The following is a 24,491-nucleotide window of genomic DNA, read 5'->3' on the forward strand; positions in this document are numbered from 1 at the left end:
GTATTATGTCTGTAGCAGCACAAGCAAACATTGATAGTCATGCACACGATGATGCACACCATCATCATGAGCCAACATTTATTGAAAAATATATATTTAGTACCGATCACAAAATGATTGCAAAGCAGTATTTAATTACTGGTTTAATTATGGGTTTTATCGGTATAGCGATGTCTTTATTGTTTAGAATGCAATTAGCATGGCCAGAACAATCTTTCGGAATTTTCGAAACTCTTTTAGGAAGATTTGCACCAGATGGTGTAATGGAACCTGGTACTTACTTAGCACTAGTAACTATACATGGTACTATCATGGTCTTCTTTGTATTAACTGCAGGTTTAAGTGGTACTTTTAGTAATTTACTTATACCCTTGCAAATTGGAGCTAGAGACATGGCATCAGGTTTTATGAATATGATCTCTTATTGGTTGTTTTTTGTCTCTTCAATTATTATGGTTTCATCTTTATTTGTAGAATCTGGACCTGCATCTGCTGGATGGACCGTTTATCCTCCTTTAAGTGCATTAGAACAAGCGATACCTGGATCTGGTATGGGAATGACACTTTGGTTAGTTTCTATGGCAATTTTTATTGCTTCTTCTTTGCTAGGTTCACTTAATTATATTGTTACAGTATTAAATTTAAGAACTAAAGGAATGTCTATGACTAGACTTCCATTAACGGTTTGGGCGTTTTTCGTTACTGCTATTATTGGTGTTGTGTCATTCCCAGTACTACTATCAGCTGCATTACTTTTAATTATGGATAGAAGTTTTGGAACTTCTTTTTTTCTAAGCGATATATATATACAAGGCGAAGTTTTAAGTAATTCAGGTGGATCACCTGTTTTATATGAACATTTATTCTGGTTTTTAGGTCACCCTGAAGTTTATATTGTCTTGCTTCCAGCACTAGGTATTACTTCAGAAGTTATTGCAACAAATGCAAGAAAACCAATTTTTGGTTACAGAGCAATGGTAGCTTCTATCTTAGCAATTGCGTTTTTATCTACTGTTGTTTGGGGTCACCATATGTTCGTATCTGGTATGAATCCATTTTTAGGATCTGTATTTACATTTACAACCTTATTAATCGCCATACCATCAGCTGTAAAAGCTTTCAATTACATAACAACTTTATGGAAAGGTAACTTACAAATGAATCCAGGAATGTTATTTTCTATTGGATTGGTTTCTACTTTTATCACTGGTGGTCTAACAGGCATTATCTTGGGTGATTCTACATTAGACATTAATGTTCATGATACTTATTTTGTAGTTGCTCACTTCCACTTGGTTATGGGTATATCTGCTTTATATGGACTGTTTGCGGGTGTGTATCATTGGTTCCCTAAAATGTTTGGTAAAATGATGAATAAAAACTTGGGTTATGTACACTTCTGGATTACAGCTGTTGGTGCCTACGGTGTCTTCTTTCCTATGCACTTTATAGGTATGGCAGGTTTGCCTAGAAGATACTACACGAACACTTCTTTTCCTTATTTCGACGATTTAGCAGATACTAATGTATTAATAACCATGTTTGCATTTTTAACTGCAGCTGGTCAGTTATTCTTCATTTACAATTTTATACATTCTATCTTTTATGGTAAAAGAGCTGAGAAAAACCCTTGGAAATCTAATACTTTAGAATGGACTGCACCAGTTGAACATATTCACGGAAACTGGTACGGAGAGTTGCCAACTGTTTACCGATGGCCATACGACTATAGTAAACTGAATGAAGATGAATCTGATTATGTAATAGCAGGTCAGGATTATATACCACAAGATGTCCCATTGCAAGCCAACGAAGAAGAATTAGGACATTAATCTACAAGACATAATATTTAAAAAATGCCAATCGTAAATGATTGGCATTTTTTGTGAAATCTATTTTATGAGCTAAAAGAAGTAAAATTTGTATAAGCTTATAAGTATATTTGTAATATGAATAAAAACTTAGACGCATCAGGCGAACATTTCTCCAATGAAGAGTTTGAAATTGAAAGAGCATTAAGACCACTTAATTTTGATGATTTTGCTGGTCAGCAAAAAACCTTAGAAAATTTACAAATTTTTGTTAAAGCTGCTAATTTAAGAGAAGATGCTTTAGATCATACCTTGCTTCACGGACCTCCTGGTCTAGGTAAAACCACCCTTGCACATATTTTAGCAAATGAGTTAGATGCAAATATTAAAGTTACTTCTGGTCCAGTAATCGATAAGCCTGGAGATTTAGCTGGATTATTAACCAATTTAGAGCCACGCGATGTATTGTTTATCGATGAAATTCATCGTCTTAGTTCTGTTGTAGAAGAATATTTATATTCAGCTATGGAAGACTATAAAATCGATATAATGATCGAAAGTGGACCTAATGCAAGAACAGTCCAAATTAATTTAAATCCATTTACGCTAGTTGGAGCGACTACTCGTTCGGGTCTATTAACGTCACCAATGAGAGCGAGATTTGGAATATCCAGTCGCTTGGAGTACTATTCTACCGAGTTACTTACCCATATAATCCAACGAAGTGCTTCCATTTTAAAAGTCCCCATTAAAGAACAAGCAGCTATCGAAATAGCAGGTAGAAGCAGAGGAACTCCCCGTATTGCCAATGCTCTTTTAAGAAGAGTGAGAGATTTTGCTCAAATAAAAGGCACGGGAAATATCGATTTAAAAATTGCTAAATATGCTTTAAATGCCTTAAATGTTGATGCACATGGTTTAGATGAAATGGATAACAAAATTTTATCTACTTTAATTGATAAATTTAAAGGTGGACCTGTTGGACTAACTACTTTATCAACAGCTGTAAGCGAAAATGCCGAAACTATAGAAGAAGTATACGAACCTTTTTTAATACAAAAAGGTTTCATTATGCGCACCCCACGCGGAAGAGAAGCTACCGAAGCTGCGTACAAACATTTAGGAAAAATTAAGGAACCTAAACAAGGTGGGTTGTTTTAATGTATCTTGATTAATTTAATAACTTATGTACATCTACCATTTAATACATTTTATTTACACATTTTTAGTTGTATTCATTTCAAATATTGCTAGTTCTCAGATTAGTTCAATTTTACTTGATGCTAATACAGAACAACCTATTCCATATGTAAATATATTCGTAGAACATGAACTTATAGGGACAACATCTGATATAAATGGTAAATTCGATTTACAAATTGAGAATTCAAAAGTTGTAGTCTTTTCCGCTATTGGTTACGAAATAAAAAAAATATTTTCTGACTCAATAAGTCAATTTACAATATTAAATCCAAGTATTACAGAGTTAAGTGAAGTTATAATTACAGCAAAAAAAGAAACCAAAAAACTGAAAATTGGTAAATTCAAAAAGTCTAAAATAAACTTATATTTTAATTGTGGTCAAACCCCATGGATTATAGAACGCTACTTTCCTTATAAAAAGGAATATGAAAAAACAACTTTTTTGAATAAAATTAGAATTTCTACTAATAGCAATTTAGATGAAGCAAAGTTTAATTTAAGACTATATTCTAAAGATCAGAATAATAAGCCTGGAGAAAATCTTTATAACAAAAATATCATTGGAACTGCTAAAAAAGGAAATAAAATAACTGGAGTTGATTTATCTGAATTAAATATTCAATTTCCTAAAGATGGTTTTTTTATCGTTATTGAATGGTTACTTATTGAAAGTAACATGTATACATTAGATATTGAAAGAAAATCTGATCGAGGAGCTTCAAAATGGGTGTCTTACGAGCCAGCTATTGGAACCGTTCCTTCTGATACAAACAAAAATAGTTGGCAGTTTAATCAAGGCCATTGGAGTAAAATAAAAAAAAACACGGAAACATCTTTAAAAAAACATAAAAATAAATATAGTTTATTAGCTATTGAATTAATCCTGACGAATTAAATTGAGTCTAAATTTTCAGCATAAATATAAAATAATTAACTTATATTATAAGTTACAATATTAAAATCCCATTTGAAAAAACTCCCACAAGTTCCAGCGTATTTGTTTCTGAAGAACTCTCTTCAAATTCTTAAAAATCCTTTGCCTTTTCATCATCGTAATTTTGAAAAGCTTGGAGATACATTTCAATTAAATTTAGGTTTAGGCAAGCATGTGGTATTTTCAAGAGATCAGGATCTTGCTATTTTAGCGCTTCAAAAGCAACAAAAAGACTTCATAAAATCGCCGATACAAACAAAAGATTTAGTAAAATATGTAGGAAAGGGATTGTTAACTGTTGAAGGCGAGGAGTGGAAAACACAACGCAAATTACTTCAACCTACCTTTTACAAAAAAAACATTTACCAGTTACTAGATTTAATGCAAGATGCAATTGTAAAACAATTACAAAATATTAAAACAGATCAACCCATCGATGTTTTTCCCATCTTCAACGACTTGGCTTTTAAAGTAGTAGCCAAAAGCCTATTTAGCGATGCTATTTCTAACGAACAAATATCTCGCTTGCAGTATATTACAGAAGAAGCGCAAAATATGTTGGTTAAAGAACTTCGTCAACCTTATAAAAAATGGTGGTTTATATGGAGCGGAGAACTCAAAAAGAAGCTTTTACTCACCAAAGAAGCGCTTCAAATTATCGAAGGTATTATAACAAAACGAAGAAAGCAATCTTCACAAAAAGAAGATTTACTCGATATGTTACTTCACACTACTTACGAGGATGGAAGCTCTATGACACATGAAAAACTGCTAGATGAAATTTTAATCTTATTTATTGCAGGTCACGAAACAACATCTAATGCTTTAAGTTTTACTACACAGCTTATTGCACGAAATCCAGATGTTCAACAAAAATTAATTCAAGAAGTTGACCAAAACAAATTGAGAACACCACTAGACGTATTAAAAAATTCACCTTTTACTACTGCAGTAATTGAAGAATCCATGCGGCTTTATCCACCTGTTTATTTTATAGATCGGGTAAATACTAAAACTTTAAAATTTAAAGATTACACCATTCCTAAAAATACAAGCCTTTTATTTTCGCTTTATGAAATGCATCGAAAACAAGAATTTTGGGAAGAACCACTAAACTTTATTCCTGAGCGTTTTTTAAATGGAAAAAATCATGCCGCTTATTATTTTCCTTTTGGTGCAGGACCCCGAAAATGCATAGGGAATAATTTTGCCATGTACGAAATTATTCTTGTTATGCAGGAACTTTTTGCAAAATACCAAATTGAATTTACTAATCAACCTATTGAAATTTTACCCTTAATAAGTTTAAAACCAAAAAATGCTATTTTGCATTTTAACTATAGAAAATGAATTTGAAGGCTGAAAAACATACCCGAATAATTAAACAAAAAGCCAAAGAATTAGGTTTTTTGAGCTGTGGTATGAGTAAAGCTGAATTTTTAGAAGATGAAGCACCAAGATTAGAAAAATGGCTTCAACAAGGTATGCATGGTGAAATGAAATATATGGAAAATCATTTTGACAAACGCCTTGACCCAACTAAATTAGTTGAAGGTAGCAAATCGGTAATTTCCTTATTATATAATTATTATCCAGAAGAACTTCAACAAGAAAACAGCTTTAAAATTAGTAAATATGCTTATGGTCGCGATTACCATTTTGTAATTAAAGATAAATTGAAAAATTTAATGCAGTTTATTCAAGATGAAATCGGTGAAGTTGGCGGTAGAGTTTTTGTAGATTCTGCTCCGGTTTTAGATAAAGCTTGGGCAAAACGAAGTGGTTTAGGCTGGATAGGTAAACACTCTAATTTGTTAACCAAACAGGTAGGTTCGTTTTACTTTATTGCCGAATTGATAGTCGATTTGAACTTGGAATACGACACGCCTGTAACCGATCACTGCGGAAGCTGCACGGCTTGTATTGATGCTTGTCCGACTGACGCGATTGTAGAGCCTTATGTGGTAGATGGCAGTAAATGCATTTCCTATTTTACAATCGAATTAAAAGACGATTTGCCTAATGAAATGGCAGGTAAATTTAACGATTGGGCATTTGGTTGCGATATTTGTCAGGATGTTTGTCCTTGGAATAAATTTAGTAAAGCCCATAAAGAACCTTTGTTTAATCCAGATCAACGTCTTTTAAATTATTCTAAAAAAGAATGGGAGGAAATTACAGAAGAAATTTTTCAAGATATTTTTAGGAAATCTGCAGTTAAACGAACTAAATACAATGGCTTCAAAAGAAATGTAAAGTTTTTAGCTTACTGATTTTTGAGTAGATTCTCGAATTATTAAATCGGTACCTAGCTCAATTGTTTTTGGTTTAATTTCTTCACCTTTTTTTTTGAGTTTAATTTCTTTAAAAAGTAATTTAAAAGCTTGTTTTCCCATTTCAAAACCAGGTTGATTAATCGTAGAAAGGCTTGGAGATATTACAGCAGACATAAACCAATTACTAAAACCAATAACAGCAATATCATTTGGGACATTAAAGTCTAAATCATTAATCGCCTTAATAGCACCAACAGCTACTAAGTCTGTGTTAACAAAAATCCCGTCTACGTCTGGATGTTCATTAATAAGCTTTCTAGCAAAGTATTCTCCTTCTTTAAAAGTCATTTTTTCTAATAAGTATACAAGCTTTGAATTATAAGTTAAGTAATGGTCATCTATTGCTTTTTTGTAACCTAGGAAACGATCAATAGAATTTTGAGGTAAATGCGGTCCTCTAAAGTGTGCAATTTTTTTACAACCAACATCAATTAAGTGTTTTGTTGCATTATACGCCGCTTTTTGATCATTTATAATTACCTTATTACACTTAACAAGTTTTGCTATTTTGTCAAACATAACTAGTGGGATCTCATTCTGAAGAATTTCGTAGAAGTGTTCATACGAATTAGTTTCATTTGCAAGCGAAACTAAAATACCATCAACTCTTTTATTGATAAGAAGTTCTACTTGTTTTTTTTCCAATTCTTTTGATTCATTAGACTGAAGAATAATAACCAAATAACCTTTTTTTTCAGCTTGAGCAATAACTCCTTTTATAACACTTGAAAAAAAGTGATGAACAACCTCTGGGATTATAATGCCAATAGTTTTAGATTCTTTGGTTCTAAGGTTAACAGCAAAGATGTTGGGTTTATAATTTAATTCCTTGGCCTTTTGAATTATCAGTTTTTTTGTTTCTTCGTTTACATCTTTATATCCCTTTAAGGCTTTAGATACAGTAGTAACAGATACGTTTAGTGATGCTGCAATTTCTTTAAGTGTGATTTGTTTCATGTTGCAAGTTATTATAAAATCTGAATATGTATGAAAAAAACAACCGAAAACGTTTTCGGTTGTTTCGAAAACGTTTTCGATAAAATAAATAGATTTAACTTGAGATATTCAGACTATGTTCGTTGAATAATCTTAAAAATTTAACTAATGAGAAAAATAATTACTTTAATTGCGTTTATAGGAGCTATTTTTTTTAGTCAAATTAATGCTCAGACAATTACAGGTAATGTAATTGATGAAGAAGGTATACCTATTCCTGGAGTTAATGTAGCTATCAAAAGTATAGGAAAAGGAGCTGTTACTGATTTCGACGGGTTCTTCTCTATTTCTAATTTAGAAGACGGTACATTTGAATTATTAGCTTCTTATCTGGGCTATAAAGACTTTACTAAAACAATTGAAATTTCTGGAGAACAGAACGTAGAACTTACTATTAAGCTAGTTATGGATGCTCAATCCTTAGACCAAGTAATTGTTACAGGTGTAGCAAATCCTAGGGCTAGAGTAGCTTCTAGCGTATCATTTACGAGTATGGGTCCTGATAAAATAAAGCAAAGTTCACCTAGGTCAACCGCGGAAATTTTCCGTACAATTCCAGGTATTCGTTCAGAATCATCTGGTGGTGAAGGGAATTCGAATATTGCAGTTCGAGGTGTTCCTGTATCTTCTGGAGGTTCAAAATACGTTCAAATTCAAGAAGATGGACTCCCTGTACTTTTGTTTGGTGATATTTCTTTTGGAACAGCAGATATTTTTACACGATTTGATAATTCTATTCGAAAAATAGAAGTTGTTCGTGGTGGTTCAGCATCTACTATGTCTTCCAATTCACCAGGAGCTATTATTAACTTTATATCCAATACAGGAAGAACCGAAGGTGGTTCAATTGGAACTACGTTTGGTATGGATTATGAATCATTTAGAACAGATTTTAATTACGGTGCACCTATTGGAGACGGATTATATTTTCATGTTGGTGGTTTTTATAGAGTTGGAGAGGGTGTAAGAGATGTAGATTTTACAGGAAATAATGGAGGACAGTTGAAGTTTAACTTGACTAAAGAATTCGATAACGGGCATATTACTGTTTATGCAAAACATTTAAAAGATCGAGCTATTGCTTATTTACCTATGCCTTTACAAGTTTCGGGAACAAATGCAAATCCTAGATGGAGAAGTGTTCCTGGGTTTAGTGCTACACAAGGAACGATGCATTCCCCATATCTAACCCAAAATGTTGGCTTAGGAGGCGATGGTCAATTAAGAAGATCATCTGTTGCAGACGGAATGAACCCAGTATCAACTTCTTTTGGGTTTCAAGCAGCTTTCGATTTATATGATGGATGGAAGGTGAAAAATAATGGTAGATTTTCAATAAATGGCGGTGCTTTTATCTCTCCTTTTCCTGCTGATGTTGCTTTAGCTTCTACCATGCTTAGCGATGGTTTTTCTCAAAGTAATGGTTGGAATTCTTTACAATATGCAAACGATGGTTCTAATGTAGATCCAAATCAAGTTATATCTAGAATTCACATGTTTGATGTAGAACTAAACAATTTTAATAACTTTATGAATGACTTTAAGCTTACAAAATCTTTTGATAATGTTGATTTTACAGCAGGTTTCTTTAAATCTAATCAAAATATTTCGATGTCATGGTTGTGGAATTCTTATTTACAGGAAGTTTCTGATTCATCTCCTAGATTAATAAATATTTTTGATGGTGCGGGAGGCTCTCTTTCAGAAAACGGATTATATGCTTATGGCACACCTTTATGGGGGAATCTTCACAGAAATTACGATACACAATATAATGTATCTGCACCCTATGTAGATGTTTCTGTTCAAGCCAATGAAAAAGTTAATTTAAACGCTTCTTTGCGTTACGATATTGGAAAAGTAAGTGGTAGTTTTACAGGGGGCACACAATCTACTTTTGATATTAACAGAGATGGTACACTATCCGTTCCAGAACAAAATGTATTCTCTATAGATAATGCAAATTCAACACCTGTTAATTACAATTATAATTATGTTTCTTATTCTTTTGGAGCAAATTACATGTTTTCTAAAAAAGAAGCTGTATTTGCAAGATATAGTCGTGGGGCAGCTGCAAAAGCAGATAGAATTTTATTTACAGGCTTAGATTTTTTAAACAGTGACGCAATTAACGCCCTCGACTTTATAAACCAAGCAGAGTTAGGTTATAAAACTACCTTTAAAAATGGAGGGTTAAATGCTACAGCATTTTATGCTCAAACAATAGAAGAAGGTGGCTTTGAAGCAACTTCTAATATGATTATTGAAAACGATTACCAGTCTTTTGGCTTAGAATTAGAAGGTTATTATGCAGTTAGAGATTTTGAAGTTTCAGGTACTTTAACATACACAAACGCAGAAATCGACTCTGGAGATTTTAAGGGGAATGCACCAAGAAGACAGCCAGATTTAATCTATAATGTTATTCCCTCGTATGCTTTTGGGAAAAAGAAGCAGAACAACTTGGGATTAAGCTTTATTGGACAAACTGAGTCCTATACTCAAGATAATAATGAATTAATTATGCCAGGCTTTGTTATTATTAACGGGTTTGTGAATTTTGCTGTTACTGAAAAATTAATTCTTAATGTATCAGCCAATAATATTTTAGACACAATTGGGTTAACTGAGGCAGAGGAAGGAAGTATTGTAGAAGGACAAAGAAATTTTGTAAGAGCAAGACCCTTACCAGGGAGATCTGTATCTTTAGGAATAAATTATAAATTTTAATTAACAACTTTTTCCCTTTATCTAAATAAGGTGAAGGGAAATAAATTTTCCTTCATGGTACTCAAGAAACCTAATTTAAGCTTTTGGCAAATATTAAATATGAATGTTGGTTTTTTCGGCATTCAATACAGTTTTGGTCTGCAGCAAAGTGCAGTTACACCTATATATGATTTTTTAGGTGCAACCCCCGATCAAATACCAATTTTACATTTGGCAGGGCCTGTAACAGGACTTCTTGTTCAGCCTATTGTAGGTGCATTAAGTGACAAAACATGGCATCCAAAATTAGGTAGAAGAAAGCCTTACTTTTTAATCGGGGCTCTTTTATGTAGCTTCGCTCTAATAGTCTTTCCTTTTAGTGCTTCTTTATGGATGGCTGCGGGACTTTTATGGATATTGGATGCAGGTAACAATACGGCAATGGAACCTTATAGAGCTCTTATAGCAGATAGGCTAAACAATAACCAACAACCTTTGGGCTTTCAAATGCAAAGCTTTTTTACAGGTTTTGGCCAAGTCTTAGCCAACTTATCTTTATTTATTTTTCCGTTTATTTTTATAGGCACTACGGGGTCATTACCAACTTGGGTGTATGCATCTTTTTTCTTCGGAGCCTTATGCTCTATTGCATCGGTATTGTGGAGTATTAGCAAAACAAAAGAAATACATCCAACCGATGATGAGCTCCAAAAACTAAAGGAAAAGCGAGATGTATTTGAACCATTATTAGAAATATTTTCTGCCATTAAAGACATGCCAAAAGTAATGTGGGAACTTGCTTTAGTGTATTTGTTTCAGTGGTATGCCTTGTTTTGTTATTGGCAAAACTCTTCAAAGAGTGTGGCGCTTTCGGTTTGGAATGCAAGTCCAGAAGATAAATTAGCCTACAGCGAAGCAGTAAGTTGGACAGGTTTAGTAAATGGATGGTACAATGTAGTTACATTTTTAGTAGCATTCTCTCTCGTGAAATTTGCTAAAAAATTCAGTCCCAAAAAGGTTCATGCCTTTTGTTTAATGCTAGCAGCCTTTGGTTTTTTAGCTTTTCCTCATATACAAGATAAAAACTTGTTATTTTTTGCAATTACAGGTTTTGGTATTGGTTGGGCAAGTATGATGGGTATTCCGTATTTAATGGTAGTTTCTGATATTCCAAAGGAACGTTACGGCGTTTACATGGGAATTATAAATATGATGATTGTAGTTCCTATGATTTTACAAACCATATCGTTTGGGTTTGTCTTAAAACATTTTCTAAACAATGATCCACGTCATGCCATTACGTTTGCAGGAGTGCTTTTGGTTATAAGTGCATTTTTTACTTTGCTTATGAAGCCGAAAAAAATTAGTAAAACTAAATTTCTCACTGAAAAAAGTTAAGTTATGACAAGAGAAATAGATATTTTATGTGTTGGCGAAGTCCTAATTGACTTCATTGGGCATCAATCTGATGTTTTAATAGATAACACAAGAGATTACCACAGGTATTTAGGTGGTTCGCCCACAAATGTTGCCCTAAATGTTAGTAGATTAGGACTTCATGCAGCAATGGTTGCTACTTGCGGAGAAGATGGTTTTGGAGATTATATTTTTAAGCGCTTTGAAGAAGCGAATGTAAATATAGTTGGCTTAAGGAAAATTAAAGAAAAACCAACAAGTATTATTTTTGTGTCTAGATCTAAAGCTACACCAGATTTTATTCCTTACAGAGAAGCTGATGTTCAAATCCTAGACAAACAAATTTCTACAAATACATTAGCAAATACTCGTATTTTTCATACCACATGTTTTGCATTAAGTAAAAATCCAGCGCAGTCAACCATCTTACAAAAGGCTACAGAAGCTTTTAAGCTTGGTTGTAAATTAAGTATTGATGTCAATTTTTCAGAAAATATTTGGCCAAGCAGAGAAGATGCAATCTGTGTTATTTTATCCTACTGTAAGTTAAATCCTCTTGTGAAAATTAGTGATGACGATATGTTCAGGCTTTTTGGCAAAACATTACCATACCAACAAATCTTTCAGTTTTTTCATGATGCAGGAGTAGATATAGTTTGTCTTACACTCGGAGCTAAAGGAGTTGTCTTGTCTCAAAAGAACCAAGAAACCATAGAGCTTCCTGCCATAAAAATTGAAAAAATACTCGATACCACAGGGGCTGGAGATGCTTTTTGGTCGGGTTTTCTGTTTGCATACATACAACAAAAACCAATGAAGGAATGTCTTGAAGTAGCTTTAAAACTAGCTGCGCTAAAATTGCAAAATGTAGGGCGACTTCCAGATCAAATCAATATTTTATCTCAACTGCTTTAAATAATACCTAAAGACAATGACTCTAAGATCTGAAAGCCATAAAGTTAAGGGTGTAATGCTTAATGCATATCCAGATAGTGTTGGTCAAAAGTTAAGCGATATGATTCAATTGTTGCAACGTCCAGCATTCAAAAACACCTTTTCTTTCTTCTATATTTTACCTACCTTTTTTAATAGTGACTTGGATCGTGGCTTTTCCATAATAGATTATGATCTTAATAAAGAATTAGTTTCTATGGAAGATTTAAAAGCATTAGAAGAACTTAAGATTCAACTTAAATCTGATATTGTTTTAAATCATTTATCGGTTGCTTCACCTCAGTTTAAAGATTTGATTAAATATGGAGAAGCTTCAAAATATAAAGACTTTTTTATCAATTGGAATTCTTTTTGGGAAGGAAATGGTATAATGAATAACGATGGAATTATCATTCCAAATCAAGCTTTTATTCAGAAACTTTTCATGCGTAAGTCAGGTTTACCAATCCTACAAGTTCCTTTTCCAGATGGATCTAAAAAGCCGTATTGGAACACCTTCTATCAAGAAATTATAAGGAATGAAATAAGCGTAGAAGATTTAAATGATATTGAACATATAAGTCTTAATAAAAAAAATGAAGTTGTTGAAAGGCTAAATAAAGCCATTCAAGACCGTATTGATATTCACAAAGTCGAGTTAGAAGTCCCCTCTTCAATTGCCAAAGAAATACGTAGCATAGTAGAGAGAAAATCAACCTATTTAGGCCAAATGGATGTTAACGCCGCATCTCCATTAGTGTGGGAGTTTTATGAAGAAACCTTAGCTAAATTAAAAGGCTTTGGTTGCAAAATCTTGAGATTAGATGCTTTTGCATATTTACATAAAGAAGTAGGTGAACCCAATTTTTTTAATCAGCCCGGCACTTGGAATTACTTGAATCGTATAAGTGAAATTGCTAAAAAAAACAATTTATTGCTATTGCCCGAAATTCATGCAGAATATGGTTTGGGAATACATGATCAAGTAGCACAAAGAGGCTTTTGTATCTATGATTTCTTTTTGCCAGGCTTATTGATTCACACCTTAGAAACTTCTTCTAATTCGACTATTATTAAGTGGATGAATGAAATTGTTTCAAAAGGATACACGACGGTGAATATGCTGGGTTGCCACGATGGAATTCCTGTGTTAGATTTAAAAGGTAAGGAAGTAGAAGGAAGTTATGTTGAAGGTTTGCTCAAAGATGAAGAAATAGACGCCATTATGGATGTTATCATCAAACGAGGCGGAAAGCTTAAAAATTTATTTGATGCTGATGGCAAAAAACTCTCCTACTACCAAGTAAATGCCACTTTTTTTAGTGCATTAGGTGAAGACGAAAAGAAACTTTTACTAGCCAGAACCATACAACTGTTTGCACCCGGCATACCCCAAGTTTGGTACCTTGATTTATTTGCAGGCAAAAATGATTATCTTGCAGTAGAAAAAGCTGGGAGTGGTGGGCATAAGGAAATAAACAGGACTAACCTATCCTTAGAAAAAATAGATAATTTACTAAATCAAGATATCGTTAAAAACCAGTTGAAGCTCATTGAATTTAGAAATACTTCTGAAGCTTTTTTAGGTACGATGAAAATAAACCCTTCACCAATTTCCGAAATAGATATTTTTTGGGAACATACAACCAATTTTGCTCGCTTAAAAGCAAATTTAAAGACCTGTAGTTTTGTTGTAGAATACAGGAATAAAGAAGGTACAGGTAGTTTCTCTTATTAATGCATGAAGGTTTCTTAAGGCAATAATGCTTGACTTTTTAAATATAATTAGGTTACTTTTAGAACTTCTTTTAGCAAAGGCAATGAATTAAAATTACCTTTGCAAACTTATTCAATACAAACTATGGATATTAACAAGAGAAGATTAAGAAGACATGCTTTGGTATATCATTCCAAGCCAAAGCCAGGAAAAATAGAAGTAGTACCCACTAAAAAACATAATTCTCAACGCGATTTAGGCTTAGCCTACTCACCTGGAGTTGCAGCACCCTGTAACGAAATTGCAAAAAACGTAGAAGATGTATATAAATACACTAACAAAGGAAATTTAGTTGCTGTAATATCAAATGGAACTGCTGTTTTAGGTCTTGGAGACATCGGTCCTGAAGCTTCTAAACCAGTTATGGAAGGAAAAGCTTTACTGTTTAAAATTTTTGCAGATATTGATGTGTTCGATATTGAAGTAGACGCCAACGATCCTGAAAAATTTATTGAAACCGTAAAAGCAATTGCTCCAACTTTTGGTGGTATTAACCTCGAAGATATTAAAGCTCCTGAGGCTTTTGAAATTGAAGACCGTTTAAAGGAAGAATTAAACATTCCTGTTATGCACGACGATCAGCATGGTACCGCCATCATATCTGCAGCGGCTTTACTTAATGCATTAGAAATTGCAGAGAAAAAAATTGAAGATGTAAAACTTGTAGTTTCTGGTGCAGGTTCTGCAGCTATGGCTTGTACAGACTTATATGTTTTATTAGGTGTAAAAAAAGAAAATATTTACATGTACGATAGTTCGGGTCTTCTTCATAAACAAAGACAAAATCTTTCTGCTCGTAAAAAAGCATATGCTTATGCAGAAGAAGACAAAACACTAGAAGATGCAATGGTTGGTGCAGACGTATTTTTAGGACTATCGGTTGCAGGAATTGTGAGCCCAAAGATGCTAAAATCCATGGCAGAAAATCCAATAGTCTTTGCTATGGCTAATCCAGACCCAGAAATAGACTATCCAACTGCGGTAGAAACAAGATCGGATGTAATTATGGCTACAGGAAGAACCGATTTTCCAAACCAAGTAAATAATGTACTTGGTTTTCCTTTTATATTTCGTGGAGCTCTAGATGTTCGTGCCACTAAAATTAATGAGGAAATGAAAATCGCAGCGGTAAAGGCTATTGCAGAATTGGCCAAAAAACCAGTGCCAGAACAGGTAAATATTGCCTATTCAGAAACACGATTGGCTTTTGGTAGAGAATACATCATTCCAAAACCATTCGATCCAAGATTAATTGGTCAGATTCCTCCCGCAGTAGCAAAAGCAGCTATTGAGAGTGGTGTTGCTCAATCGACTATTGAAGATTGGGATGAATATGAAATGGAATTGCTTGAACGAATGGGCAGTGAAGATAAAATTACACGTTTGTTGCTTAGCCGAGCAAGAAATAATCCTAAACGCATTGTTTATGCAGAAGCAGATCATTTAGATGTGCTTAAAGCTGCACAAATTGTTTACGATGAAGGTATTGGAGTTCCAATTTTATTAGGAAGAAGAGATGTCATCAAAGAACTAATGCAGGAAATTGAATTTGAAGCAGATGACGTCATTATTATAGATCCTAAATCCGATAAACAGAAAGAGCAATTAAAACGCTACGGAAAATCGCTTTGGGAAAAAAGAAAAAGGAAAGGAATTACCCAATATGAAGCTGAAAAGTTAATGCGAGAACGTAATTATTTTGCTGCTATGATGGTGGTTGAAGGTGATGCTGATACCATGCTTTCTGGTTACTCGAGAGCTTATCCATCGGTTTTAAAGCCCATTTTAGAAATTATTGGTAAAGAATCAAGTGTTTCAAAAGTGGCATCAACAAATTTAATGATGACTGCTAAAGGCCCTATTTTTATTAGCGACACTTCTATTAATATCGATCCAAGTGCACAAGAATTAGCCCGAATTGCACAAATGACAGCTTTTACTGTTAAAATGTTTGGGGTAGAACCCGTCGTTGCCATGGTAAGTTATTCTAATTTTGGTTCTTCTAAAAATCCAATGGCTAAAAAAATTACCGAAGCAGTTGCTTACTTGCATGAACATTATCCAGATATTGCTGTAGATGGAGAATTGCAAGTAGATTTTGCTTTAAATCGTAAAATGCGAATGGATAAATTTCCATTTAGTAAACTACAAAATCGAAAAGTAAACACCTTAATCTACCCTAACTTAGATGCTGCAAATGGCACCTATAAACTTCTTAAAGAATTAAATAGTGCAGATTCTATTGGGCCTATTTTAATGGGATTAAACGAGCCAGCTCATGTTTTTCAATTGGGTGCAAGTGTAGATGAAATGGTAAATATGAGTGCTGTAGCCGTTGTGGATGCTCAACAAAAAGCAAAGCGGAAAAAACATTAAATTTTTTAAATAGAATCTTTATTTATTAAAACATAAAGGAGGTTTAATAATCAATTTGTTGGTATGAATACTAGGATTTAAAAATCAAACTTCAAAAGCTTTGCTTTAGATTATTTTACTACATTTGAGCCCACAAATCAGAAGATTTTATGATTACACAGCTATCAGGAAAACTGATTGAAAAAAATCCAACACATGTGGTTATTGAATGTGCAGGTGTTGGTTACGAAGTAAATATATCATTACACACTTTTGAGCAATTACCTAAAGATGAACACATCAGATTGTTTACTCATTTACAGGTGCGAGAAGATGCGCAAACCTTGTACGGTTTTGCTGAAAAGGTAGAACGCGAAGTATTTAAAAAATTAATATCTGTTTCAGGAATAGGAGCAAATACTGCAAGATTGATGTTTTCTTCCTTATCACCAGCCCAAATAATTGAAGCCATTTCTACCGCAGATGTAGATACCATTAAAAGTGTAAAAGGAATTGGAGCCAAAACTGCACAACGTGTAATTGTAGATCTGAAAGACAAAGTAAACGAGGTTGCGTCTTCTTCGGAAAATTTAACATTTTCAAACAATACTAACCGAACTGAAGCGTTATCAGCATTAGAAACACTGGGATATTCTAAAAAGCAAGTTGAAAAAGTTGTGGCTAGAATTGTTAAAATTGAACCCGAAGCAAGTGTAGAATATATTTTAAAACAAGCATTAAAAAACTTGTAACGCATTGATTAATAAACCTATTTTTTTTCTGCCATACAAACAAATAATATATACAGTAGTTGTATTTTTTATAACTGCTCTTGCTTTTGCGCAAACGGAAACCGAGCAAGATAGCATTCAAGAGGGGTATTCCATGGGCCAACTTAATATTAAGAACCCAACCAATATTCAAAATTTATATACTTACGACCCCATTATTAATCGCTATATTTTTTCGCAAAAAATTGGCGATGTAAATATTAGTTATCCATTGGTTTTAACACCAGAAGAATACCAAGATTTGGTACTTCGGCAACAAATGAAAGATTATTTTAAGCAAAAAAGAGATGCAGCAAATAATACCGATAGCGAAGAATCTAAAAATTTAATACCTGCTTTTTACGTTAACAATAGTTTTTTTGAAAGTGTTTTTGGAGGCAATAAAGTTGAAGTTATACCACAAGGACAAGTTTCTATGGATTTAGGAGTTTTATATTCTAAACAAGATAACCCATCGCTTTCACCTAGAAATCAAGCGAACACAACTTTAGATTTCGATCAGCGTATCAATATGAGTTTAGATGGAACGGTTGGAACCCGCGTAAATATTGCGGCACAATATAATACGCAATCTACCTTCGACTTTCAAAACCAAATTAAAATAGATTATACACCAGATGAAGACGATATAGTACAGTCTATAGAAGTAGGTAATGTAAATATGCCTTTAAACAGTTCTCTTATTCAAGGAGCTGAAAGTTTGTTTGGGGTAAAAGCTCAACTGCAGTTTGGTAAAACAACCATTACCGGTGTTTTTTCTGAAATGAATTCTGAACGCCAAAGTGTAAACGTACAAGGTGGTGGAACAGTAGATGAGTTTGAGAAATTTGGTTTAGAATACGATGAAAATAGACACTTTTTCTTATCGCAATTTTTTCGAGATGAATATGATAAGGCCTTAACTAACTATCCATTTATTAATAGTAGATTTCAAATTACCCGTGTTCAAATATGGGTAACCAATCGAAACAATAGCCCGCAAAGTCTTCAAAATGCTAGGAATATTGTCGCTATACAAGATTTAGGTGAATCTAATCCAGAAAAATTAGGCTTGTTTTTAGATAATTCTGGAAATCCAGTACCACCACCAATTCCTAATTTTATTAATCAGCTTAATGCTTTGCCCGATAACCGAAATAACGATTTTAATCCTGTAGGTATCAACGGGGGCGGATCTACGATTTTAACTTCATCAATTCGAGATATTTCTACAGTTGCACAAGGATTTGGACCGGCAGCTCAAATTGTTTCAGAAGGGAGAGACTATGGCGTTCTAGAAAATGCAAGACAATTATCACCCAACGAATTTACCTTGCACCCACAATTGGGTTATGTTTCTTTAAATCAGCGAATTTCTAACGACGAAATTTTAGCAGTAGCCTACGAATACACATCCAATGGTCGGGTATATAAAGTAGGTGAATTTGCCAATGATGGGGTAGATTCTTCTCAACCTATTCAAAACCCCAATCCGCAACCTGGGCAAGAAGATCAAACCATAACATCTAATCAAAGTTTAGTGGTTAAAATGATAAAAAGTCCAATCACTAACGTTACTGAACCCATCTGGGATTTAATGATGAAAAATATTTACAGTATTGGTGGTTTTGATATTGAAGAAGAAGGTTTTCGCTTTAATATATTATATACAGATCCACAGCCTGTAAACTTTTTACTCGATCCGCCGGGTTCAACTACTCCGCTACCAGAGAATATTGTAGATCAGAATTTACTACAGATTTTTAATTTTGATCGCTTAAATTCTAATGGTGATTTGCCTGGTAGTGATGGATTTTTCGATTTCGTACCTAACATAACCATCGATACCCAAAATGGTTTTATTAAATTCACAAAAGTAGAACCCTTTGGAGAATATTTATTTGAGCAGTTAAATAATACACCAGGTGCAGTTTATGAGAATCAAACTACTTGGAATGATAACCAGTTGCAATACGTTTTTCAGGCATTGTACAACACCACTAAAACACAAGCCATGCAGCAAGAAGCTGAGCGGAATAAATTTCAGTTGCGTGGACAATATCGTGCATCAGGACAGGAGGGAATTCCTATCGGCGCCTTCAATGTTCCCCGTGGTTCTGTTGAAGTTGCCGCTGGTGGAAGAACCCTACAAGAAGGTGTAGATTATGTGGTAAATTACGAATTGGGTTTAGTACAAATTTTAGATGAAGGACTTAAAGCATCCGATACACCCATTCAAGTTTCAACAGAAAATAATGCTGTTTTTGGAAGACAAACCAAACGTTTTACCGGAATTGATGTACAACATGAATTTTCAGAAAACTTTATTTTAGGAGGGACTTTTTTAAACATGAACGAGCGCCCTTTAACTCAAAAATCAAATTATGGTAGCGAACCAATTAACAATACGATGTATGGAATTAACTTTAATTACAATACAACAGTACCATTTTTTACGCGCATTGTAAATAGGCTTCCAAATATTGAAACTGAAGTAGAATCGAATTTCTCTATTCGTGGAGAATTTGCTTATCTTCAACCAGGAACACCAGATGCAGACAATTTTGGTGGTAGAGATGCGTCTTATATTGATGATTTTGAAGCATCGCAAACTTCTATTTCATTATTAAATCCGTCGCCTTGGTCACTTTCTAGTGTGCCAGTTGGCTATCGCGGTCCAAACGATGCAGGTGGAAACTTTAATTCTAACGACGACATCAGTATTAACCACTATAGGGCTAAGCTAAATTGGTATACCATCGATCCTATTTTTTATAGTACGCAACGCCCAGCTGCTATGACCGACGATGATTTTTCATTCTGGTATTCTAGAAGAATACTTATTAATGAAATTTTCCCTAATCGAGACATCGTTCCGGGTCAATTTCAGACCATACCAACTTTCGATTTAGTGTTTAGACCTACACAAAGAGGAATGTATAATTATAATCCCGCAAGTGCATCGAGCGGAAATTTACCTAATCCTAGACAAAATTTTGGTGGGATTATGCGAGGACTAGAAACCACAGATTTTGAGCGCTCTAATGTAGAGTTCGTTGAATTCTGGGTAATGGACCCGTTTATTTATCCAGAAAATACAGGAAACACAGGAGGAAAACTTGTATTAAACTTTGGTAGTATTTCTGAAGATATCTTAAAAGATGGACGCAAACAGTACGAAAATGGACTGCCAGAAGATGGCGGTAACCAAAATACCATTCAAACTAGCTTTGCAAAGGTGCCAGCAAACCAATCTTTAGTTTATGCCTTCGATACAGAAGGAGATCAACGTGCAAATCAAGATATCGGTTTAGATGGTTATAATAATGCAGATGAAGTAGCACAATTTCCAGCTTTTGCAGATTTTGATGATCCTGCTGGAGACGATTATGAATTTTATTTAGAAAACGATGGCGATATTTTAACCCGCTACGAAAAATACAATGGAGTTGAAGGAAACAATCCTGTTGAAGTAGGACAAAATAATCGTGGAAATTCACCCCTACCCGATGTAGAAGATATTAATCGAGATAATACCATGAATACGATAGATAGTTACTTTGAGTATGAAGTTCCTATGTATCCTGGGATGAGTGTTGATAACAATACTAGTTCTATTACTGGTGTTTCTGAAGATTATATAACCGATATAAAAGAATTAACAACAACAGCTCCAAATGGTGAAGAAGTTCCAGTTAGATGGGTACAATTTAGAGTGCCTTTACGTACTTCACCCGAATATTCTATAGGTGGTATATCCGATTTAAGAGCAGTGCGTTTTATGCGAATGTTTATGACCGACTTTTCGCAAGAAACCATATTGAGAATGGGCTCCTTAGATTTAGTCCGTGGAGATTATTTAACTTACGATCAGCCAGTAATTCCTGATGGTACAGATCCAGTATTAAATTCTGTAACTACATTAAATGTAACTCCAGTAAGCGAAGAAATAACATCGCGATACGTTACTCCTCCGGGTGTAATTAGAGAACAAATTGTAAATAATAATGTCACCATTAGAGAAGATGAACAATCTTTGGCATTGAAGGTTAAAAATTTAAGACCCAAAGATTCGCGGGCTGTCTTTAAAAACTTTCAAGTAGATATGCGGCAATATCGCTTTTTAGAAATGTTTTTACATGCAGAAGCGCTTGCTCCTCCAGAAGTTCAGTTGCAAGACAACGAAATGGTTGCTTTTATTAGAATGGGAGTCGATTTTACCAATAACTTTTATGAAATAGAAATTCCACTTAAAGTAAGTGATATTTCTGAAACATCTCCGAGAGGTGTGTGGCCCTTAGAAAATGATTTAGAATTAGACCTTGAACTTTTACAACAAATAAAAGCAACAGTTTTAGGAAGTGATAGTTTTAGTTCTTTAGATTTAAACTTTTTTGATGAAAACTTAAATCCAGCATCAGATTTCACCACTGACGGTCTACGTGTTGGTATTAAAGGAAACCCCAGCTTTGGAAATATTCGCGTATTAATGCTTGGGCTACGTAACGCGAGCGATCAAAATATTTCTGGCGAAGTTTGGTTTAATGAATTGCGAATTTCAGAATTGAAAAGCCAAGGTGGTTGGGCTGCTGTTTTAGATGTAGATACTAATATTGCAGATTTTGCAACTTTTTCGGGTAGCGCAAGCCGAAACACCATTGGTTTTGGTTCTATAGATCAAGGCCCTAACCAACGTAGTATTGAAGATACTCAACAATACGATTTTGTAACGGGTGTAAATGTAGGACAGTTACTGCCTGCAGATTGGGGAGTAAAAATCCCTTTAAATTATGGACGAGGAGAAGAATTGGTCACTCCGCGTTTTGATCCTGTTTTATTAGATATTGAGTTAGAAAATTTATTAGATAATACAGAAGATGCCCAGTTAAGAGAAGAGTTTAGAGAACGAGCAGAATCCTATACCAAAAGACAAACTATTAGTGTAATTGGTTTACGCAAAGATAGAACTAATCAAGAAAAAGTACCTTTGCCATGGGATATAGAAAATTTCACTCTTTCGGGTACCTATAATCAAGTAGAACACAGAGATTTTGAAATAGCTCAATCGGTAGATCAAAACCTAGACTTTAATGCTAATTATGCCTTTAATTTTGCAAAAGCAGAAGTTGAACCTTTTCAAAATATCGAATTTTTAAACAAGAGTAAATACTTCGATTTACTAAAAGATTTCAATTTAAATCTACTACCAACTAGCATTACCGCTTCAAATAGCGTTATTCGACAATATAGTGAAGTACGGTTTAGAGAACTAAACCTTCCGCCAGGTAGCATAGGTCTTCCAAAACTTTATCAACGAAATTATTTTTACAATTGGCAATACGCTTTAGATTGGGATTTTACTAAAAATTTAAATGTAAACTTCAATGCTTCGCAAAATCGAATTGTACGTAACTTTTTAAACGAAGACGATCTAAGCCAAGACAATAGTATTGGAGTTTGGGATGGATTTTTCGATGTTGGAGTTCCTAATACACACATGCAAACGCTTCAATTAAATTATAAATTACCTTTCGATAAAATACCTGCACTTAAATTTATACAATCTAATTATTCATTTACTGGAGATTTTCAATGGCAAAAAGGTTCAGAAATTCTTCGAAATTTAGAAGATATCCCGAATATTGGTAACACGGTTCAAAATTCATCTGCACATCAAATAAACAATACCCTGAATATGTCTAGGTTGTATAATTATTTGAATTTAAAAAAGCGTAAAGCAAAAGGCGATGCTACAGCACAAAAGCTTCAACGGGGTCAAGACAGAAGACAAACGACTACTGCTCGAGCTAGTTTGTCGTCTAAATCAGAAAACAAAGGAGACGAAGACGCAAAAGATAAGCTAAGTATTGGAGATCATTTTTATAATTTTGGAATCAGCTTACTTACCATGGTCGATCGTATTCAGCTAAATTATACAGAAAATAGAGGTACGTTTATTCCAGGATTTACACACGATGTTGGTTTTGTTGGTACATTAACACCATCGCCTTTGTTTACTTTTGGTGGGCAGGGTGATGTTAGGCAAATTTCAGCTAGAAATCGATGGCTAACCGAATACCAAGAATTTAACGAGCAGTACATGGCCACGAAAACCGAACAGCTCGATTTTAACGCGTCGGTAAAGCTTATTCCTGGTATGACTTTAGATATTATTGCTAACCGGATGTACTCTGACACTTATACTGAAAATTTTAGAGTAGATCGAGAAACTTTACAATACCAATCCTTAACGCCAAATACTTTTGGGAACTTTAGTATATCGACGATGATGATTGGTACTGCTTTTGAAGCAAGTACCCGAGAAGGTTCCCCAACTTTCGAAAAATTTAGAGAAAACAGATTGCAAATTGCAAGGCGTTTAGCCCAACAAGCTGGAATTAATCCAGACGATCCAGAAAATCAAGACGAAAATGGATACCCAAGTGGTTTTGGTAGAACCAATCAATCGGTTTTAATCCCTGCTTTCTTATCAGCTTACACAGGCGAAAATCCAGAAAGCACCAGTTTAAGTCCGTTTAGAAGTACGCCTCTGCCAAATTGGAATTTAAAATATACAGGTTTGATGAAGCTGCCTTGGTTTAAAGAAAACTTTAATCGTTTTTCTATTCAACACGGTTATCAGTCATCCTATACCATTAATATGTTTCAATCTAATTTAGATTACGATAGGAGAGACCCATTTGGCCAGTTTAATAGAGACCAAAATGGCAATTTTAAAAATGAATTTTACATTGCAAACATGAATTTAATGGAAGTGTTTAGTCCTTTAGTTCAAATCGATTTTGAAATGAAAAATTCTGTAAGTATTTTAACAGAAATAAAAAAAGACCGTACTTTGTCATTAAGTTTCGATAACAACTTACTAACCGAAATGATTGGTCAGGAATATATCGTAGGATTGGGTTACCGAATAAAAGATTTGCGCATTGTAACCCAATTTGAAGGAAATAGAAGAGTAATAAGTAGCGATTTAAATTTGAAATTAGATGTAGCATTACGTCAAAATGAAACCATAATACGGTCGCTAGACGTAGTAAATAATAGAACAACAGCAGGTCAAGATATTTGGAGCATTAACTTTTTAGCAGATTATATGATTACTAAACAACTTACAGTTATTTTCTTTTACGATCATATTTTTTCGCAAAATGCCATATCTACAATTTTCCCACAGACTACGATTAGGACTGGCTTAACGCTTACCTACAATTTTGGAAATTAAAAACAACT

The 24,491-nt window shown here is 34.0% G+C and carries 13 protein-coding genes; 12 read left to right on the forward strand and 1 reads right to left on the reverse strand.

Annotated elements, in window-relative coordinates; all coding sequences use genetic code 11:
- The first annotated feature begins 5 nt into the window (after window positions 1-5).
- The 5 genes from IEV63_RS01455 to queG all read left to right on the forward strand — a co-directional run bounded on the left by IEV63_RS01455 (window position 6) and on the right by queG (window position 6,221).
- A complete protein-coding gene (locus tag IEV63_RS01455) occupies window positions 6-1,832 on the forward strand; it encodes a cytochrome c oxidase subunit I (RefSeq protein ID WP_188404983.1) in 1,827 nt (608 codons plus the stop codon).
- Window positions 1,833-1,949: 117 nt separating this feature from the next.
- The gene (ruvB, locus tag IEV63_RS01460; protein ID WP_188404984.1) at window positions 1,950-2,972 is read left to right on the forward strand and encodes a Holliday junction branch migration DNA helicase RuvB; all 1,023 of its coding nucleotides are present in this window, start codon (window positions 1,950-1,952) and stop codon (window positions 2,970-2,972) included.
- A gap of 25 nt (window positions 2,973-2,997) precedes the next feature.
- Window positions 2,998-3,909, forward strand: a complete 912-nt coding sequence (locus tag IEV63_RS01465) for a carboxypeptidase-like regulatory domain-containing protein (protein WP_188404985.1) — start codon at window positions 2,998-3,000, stop codon at window positions 3,907-3,909.
- Between the two features lie 72 nt (window positions 3,910-3,981).
- Window positions 3,982-5,298, forward strand: coding sequence for a cytochrome P450 (locus IEV63_RS01470; protein ID WP_229737148.1), 1,317 nt, complete (start codon window positions 3,982-3,984; stop codon window positions 5,296-5,298).
- On the forward strand, window positions 5,295-6,221 hold the full coding sequence (gene queG / locus IEV63_RS01475) for a tRNA epoxyqueuosine(34) reductase QueG (RefSeq protein WP_188404986.1): 927 nt from the start codon (window positions 5,295-5,297) through the stop codon (window positions 6,219-6,221). The genes IEV63_RS01470 and queG overlap by 4 nt, the downstream gene beginning before the upstream one ends.
- Here the strand turns inward: queG and IEV63_RS01480 are convergent.
- Window positions 6,210-7,241, reverse strand: coding sequence for a LacI family DNA-binding transcriptional regulator (locus IEV63_RS01480; RefSeq protein ID WP_188404987.1), 1,032 nt, complete (start codon window positions 7,239-7,241; stop codon window positions 6,210-6,212). The genes queG and IEV63_RS01480 overlap by 12 nt on opposite strands.
- Window positions 7,242-7,388: 147 nt before the next feature.
- On the opposite strand from IEV63_RS01480, the gene IEV63_RS01485 reads away from it, so the two are divergent.
- The 7 genes from IEV63_RS01485 (at window position 7,389) to sov (ending at window position 24,483) form a co-directional block, all read left to right on the forward strand.
- Complete coding sequence (locus IEV63_RS01485) at window positions 7,389-10,010, forward strand: TonB-dependent receptor (protein ID WP_188404988.1); 2,622 nt, start codon at window positions 7,389-7,391, stop codon at window positions 10,008-10,010.
- Window positions 10,011-10,064: 54 nt separating this feature from the next.
- On the forward strand, window positions 10,065-11,387 hold the full coding sequence (locus IEV63_RS01490) for an MFS transporter (protein WP_188404989.1): 1,323 nt from the start codon (window positions 10,065-10,067) through the stop codon (window positions 11,385-11,387).
- A 3-nt stretch (window positions 11,388-11,390) separates the two neighbouring features.
- Window positions 11,391-12,320: a carbohydrate kinase family protein gene (locus IEV63_RS01495; protein ID WP_188404990.1), complete on the forward strand. Its 930-nt coding sequence runs from the start codon at window positions 11,391-11,393 to the stop codon at window positions 12,318-12,320.
- Window positions 12,321-12,336: 16 nt separating this feature from the next.
- A complete protein-coding gene (locus tag IEV63_RS01500; RefSeq protein WP_188404991.1) occupies window positions 12,337-14,076 on the forward strand; it encodes an alpha-amylase family protein in 1,740 nt (579 codons plus the stop codon).
- 123 nt (window positions 14,077-14,199) lie between these two features.
- Window positions 14,200-16,491 (forward strand): NADP-dependent malic enzyme, encoded by a 2,292-nt coding sequence (locus IEV63_RS01505; protein WP_188404992.1) that lies wholly within the window; start codon window positions 14,200-14,202, stop codon window positions 16,489-16,491.
- 149 nt (window positions 16,492-16,640) lie between these two features.
- Entirely contained in the window at window positions 16,641-17,222 is a 582-nt protein-coding gene (gene ruvA / locus IEV63_RS01510) for a Holliday junction branch migration protein RuvA (protein ID WP_188404993.1), read from the forward strand.
- A gap of 4 nt (window positions 17,223-17,226) precedes the next feature.
- Window positions 17,227-24,483 (forward strand): T9SS outer membrane translocon Sov/SprA, encoded by a 7,257-nt coding sequence (gene sov, locus IEV63_RS01515; protein WP_308419917.1) that lies wholly within the window; start codon window positions 17,227-17,229, stop codon window positions 24,481-24,483.
- Window positions 24,484-24,491 lie beyond the last annotated feature (8 nt).

This window comes from Psychroflexus salis (genome assembly GCF_014640175.1).
GTDB classification, from domain to species: Bacteria; Bacteroidota; Bacteroidia; order Flavobacteriales; family Flavobacteriaceae; genus Psychroflexus; species Psychroflexus salis.

Bases quoted from the DNA above. Each gene is read 5' to 3' on its own strand.
- IEV63_RS01455 (WP_188404983.1), top strand. From the start codon at position 6: ATGTCTGTAGCAGCACAAGCAAACATTGATAGTCATGCACACGATGAT.
- ruvB (WP_188404984.1), top strand. From the start codon at position 1,950: ATGAATAAAAACTTAGACGCATCAGGCGAACATTTCTCCAATGAAGAG.
- IEV63_RS01465 (WP_188404985.1), top strand. From the start codon at position 2,998: ATGTACATCTACCATTTAATACATTTTATTTACACATTTTTAGTTGTA.
- queG (WP_188404986.1), top strand. From the start codon at position 5,295: ATGAATTTGAAGGCTGAAAAACATACCCGAATAATTAAACAAAAAGCC.
- IEV63_RS01480 (WP_188404987.1), bottom strand. From the start codon at position 7,241: ATGAAACAAATCACACTTAAAGAAATTGCAGCATCACTAAACGTATCT.
- IEV63_RS01485 (WP_188404988.1), top strand. From the start codon at position 7,389: ATGAGAAAAATAATTACTTTAATTGCGTTTATAGGAGCTATTTTTTTT.
- IEV63_RS01490 (WP_188404989.1), top strand. From the start codon at position 10,065: ATGGTACTCAAGAAACCTAATTTAAGCTTTTGGCAAATATTAAATATG.
- IEV63_RS01495 (WP_188404990.1), top strand. From the start codon at position 11,391: ATGACAAGAGAAATAGATATTTTATGTGTTGGCGAAGTCCTAATTGAC.
- IEV63_RS01500 (WP_188404991.1), top strand. From the start codon at position 12,337: ATGACTCTAAGATCTGAAAGCCATAAAGTTAAGGGTGTAATGCTTAAT.
- IEV63_RS01505 (WP_188404992.1), top strand. From the start codon at position 14,200: ATGGATATTAACAAGAGAAGATTAAGAAGACATGCTTTGGTATATCAT.
- ruvA (WP_188404993.1), top strand. From the start codon at position 16,641: ATGATTACACAGCTATCAGGAAAACTGATTGAAAAAAATCCAACACAT.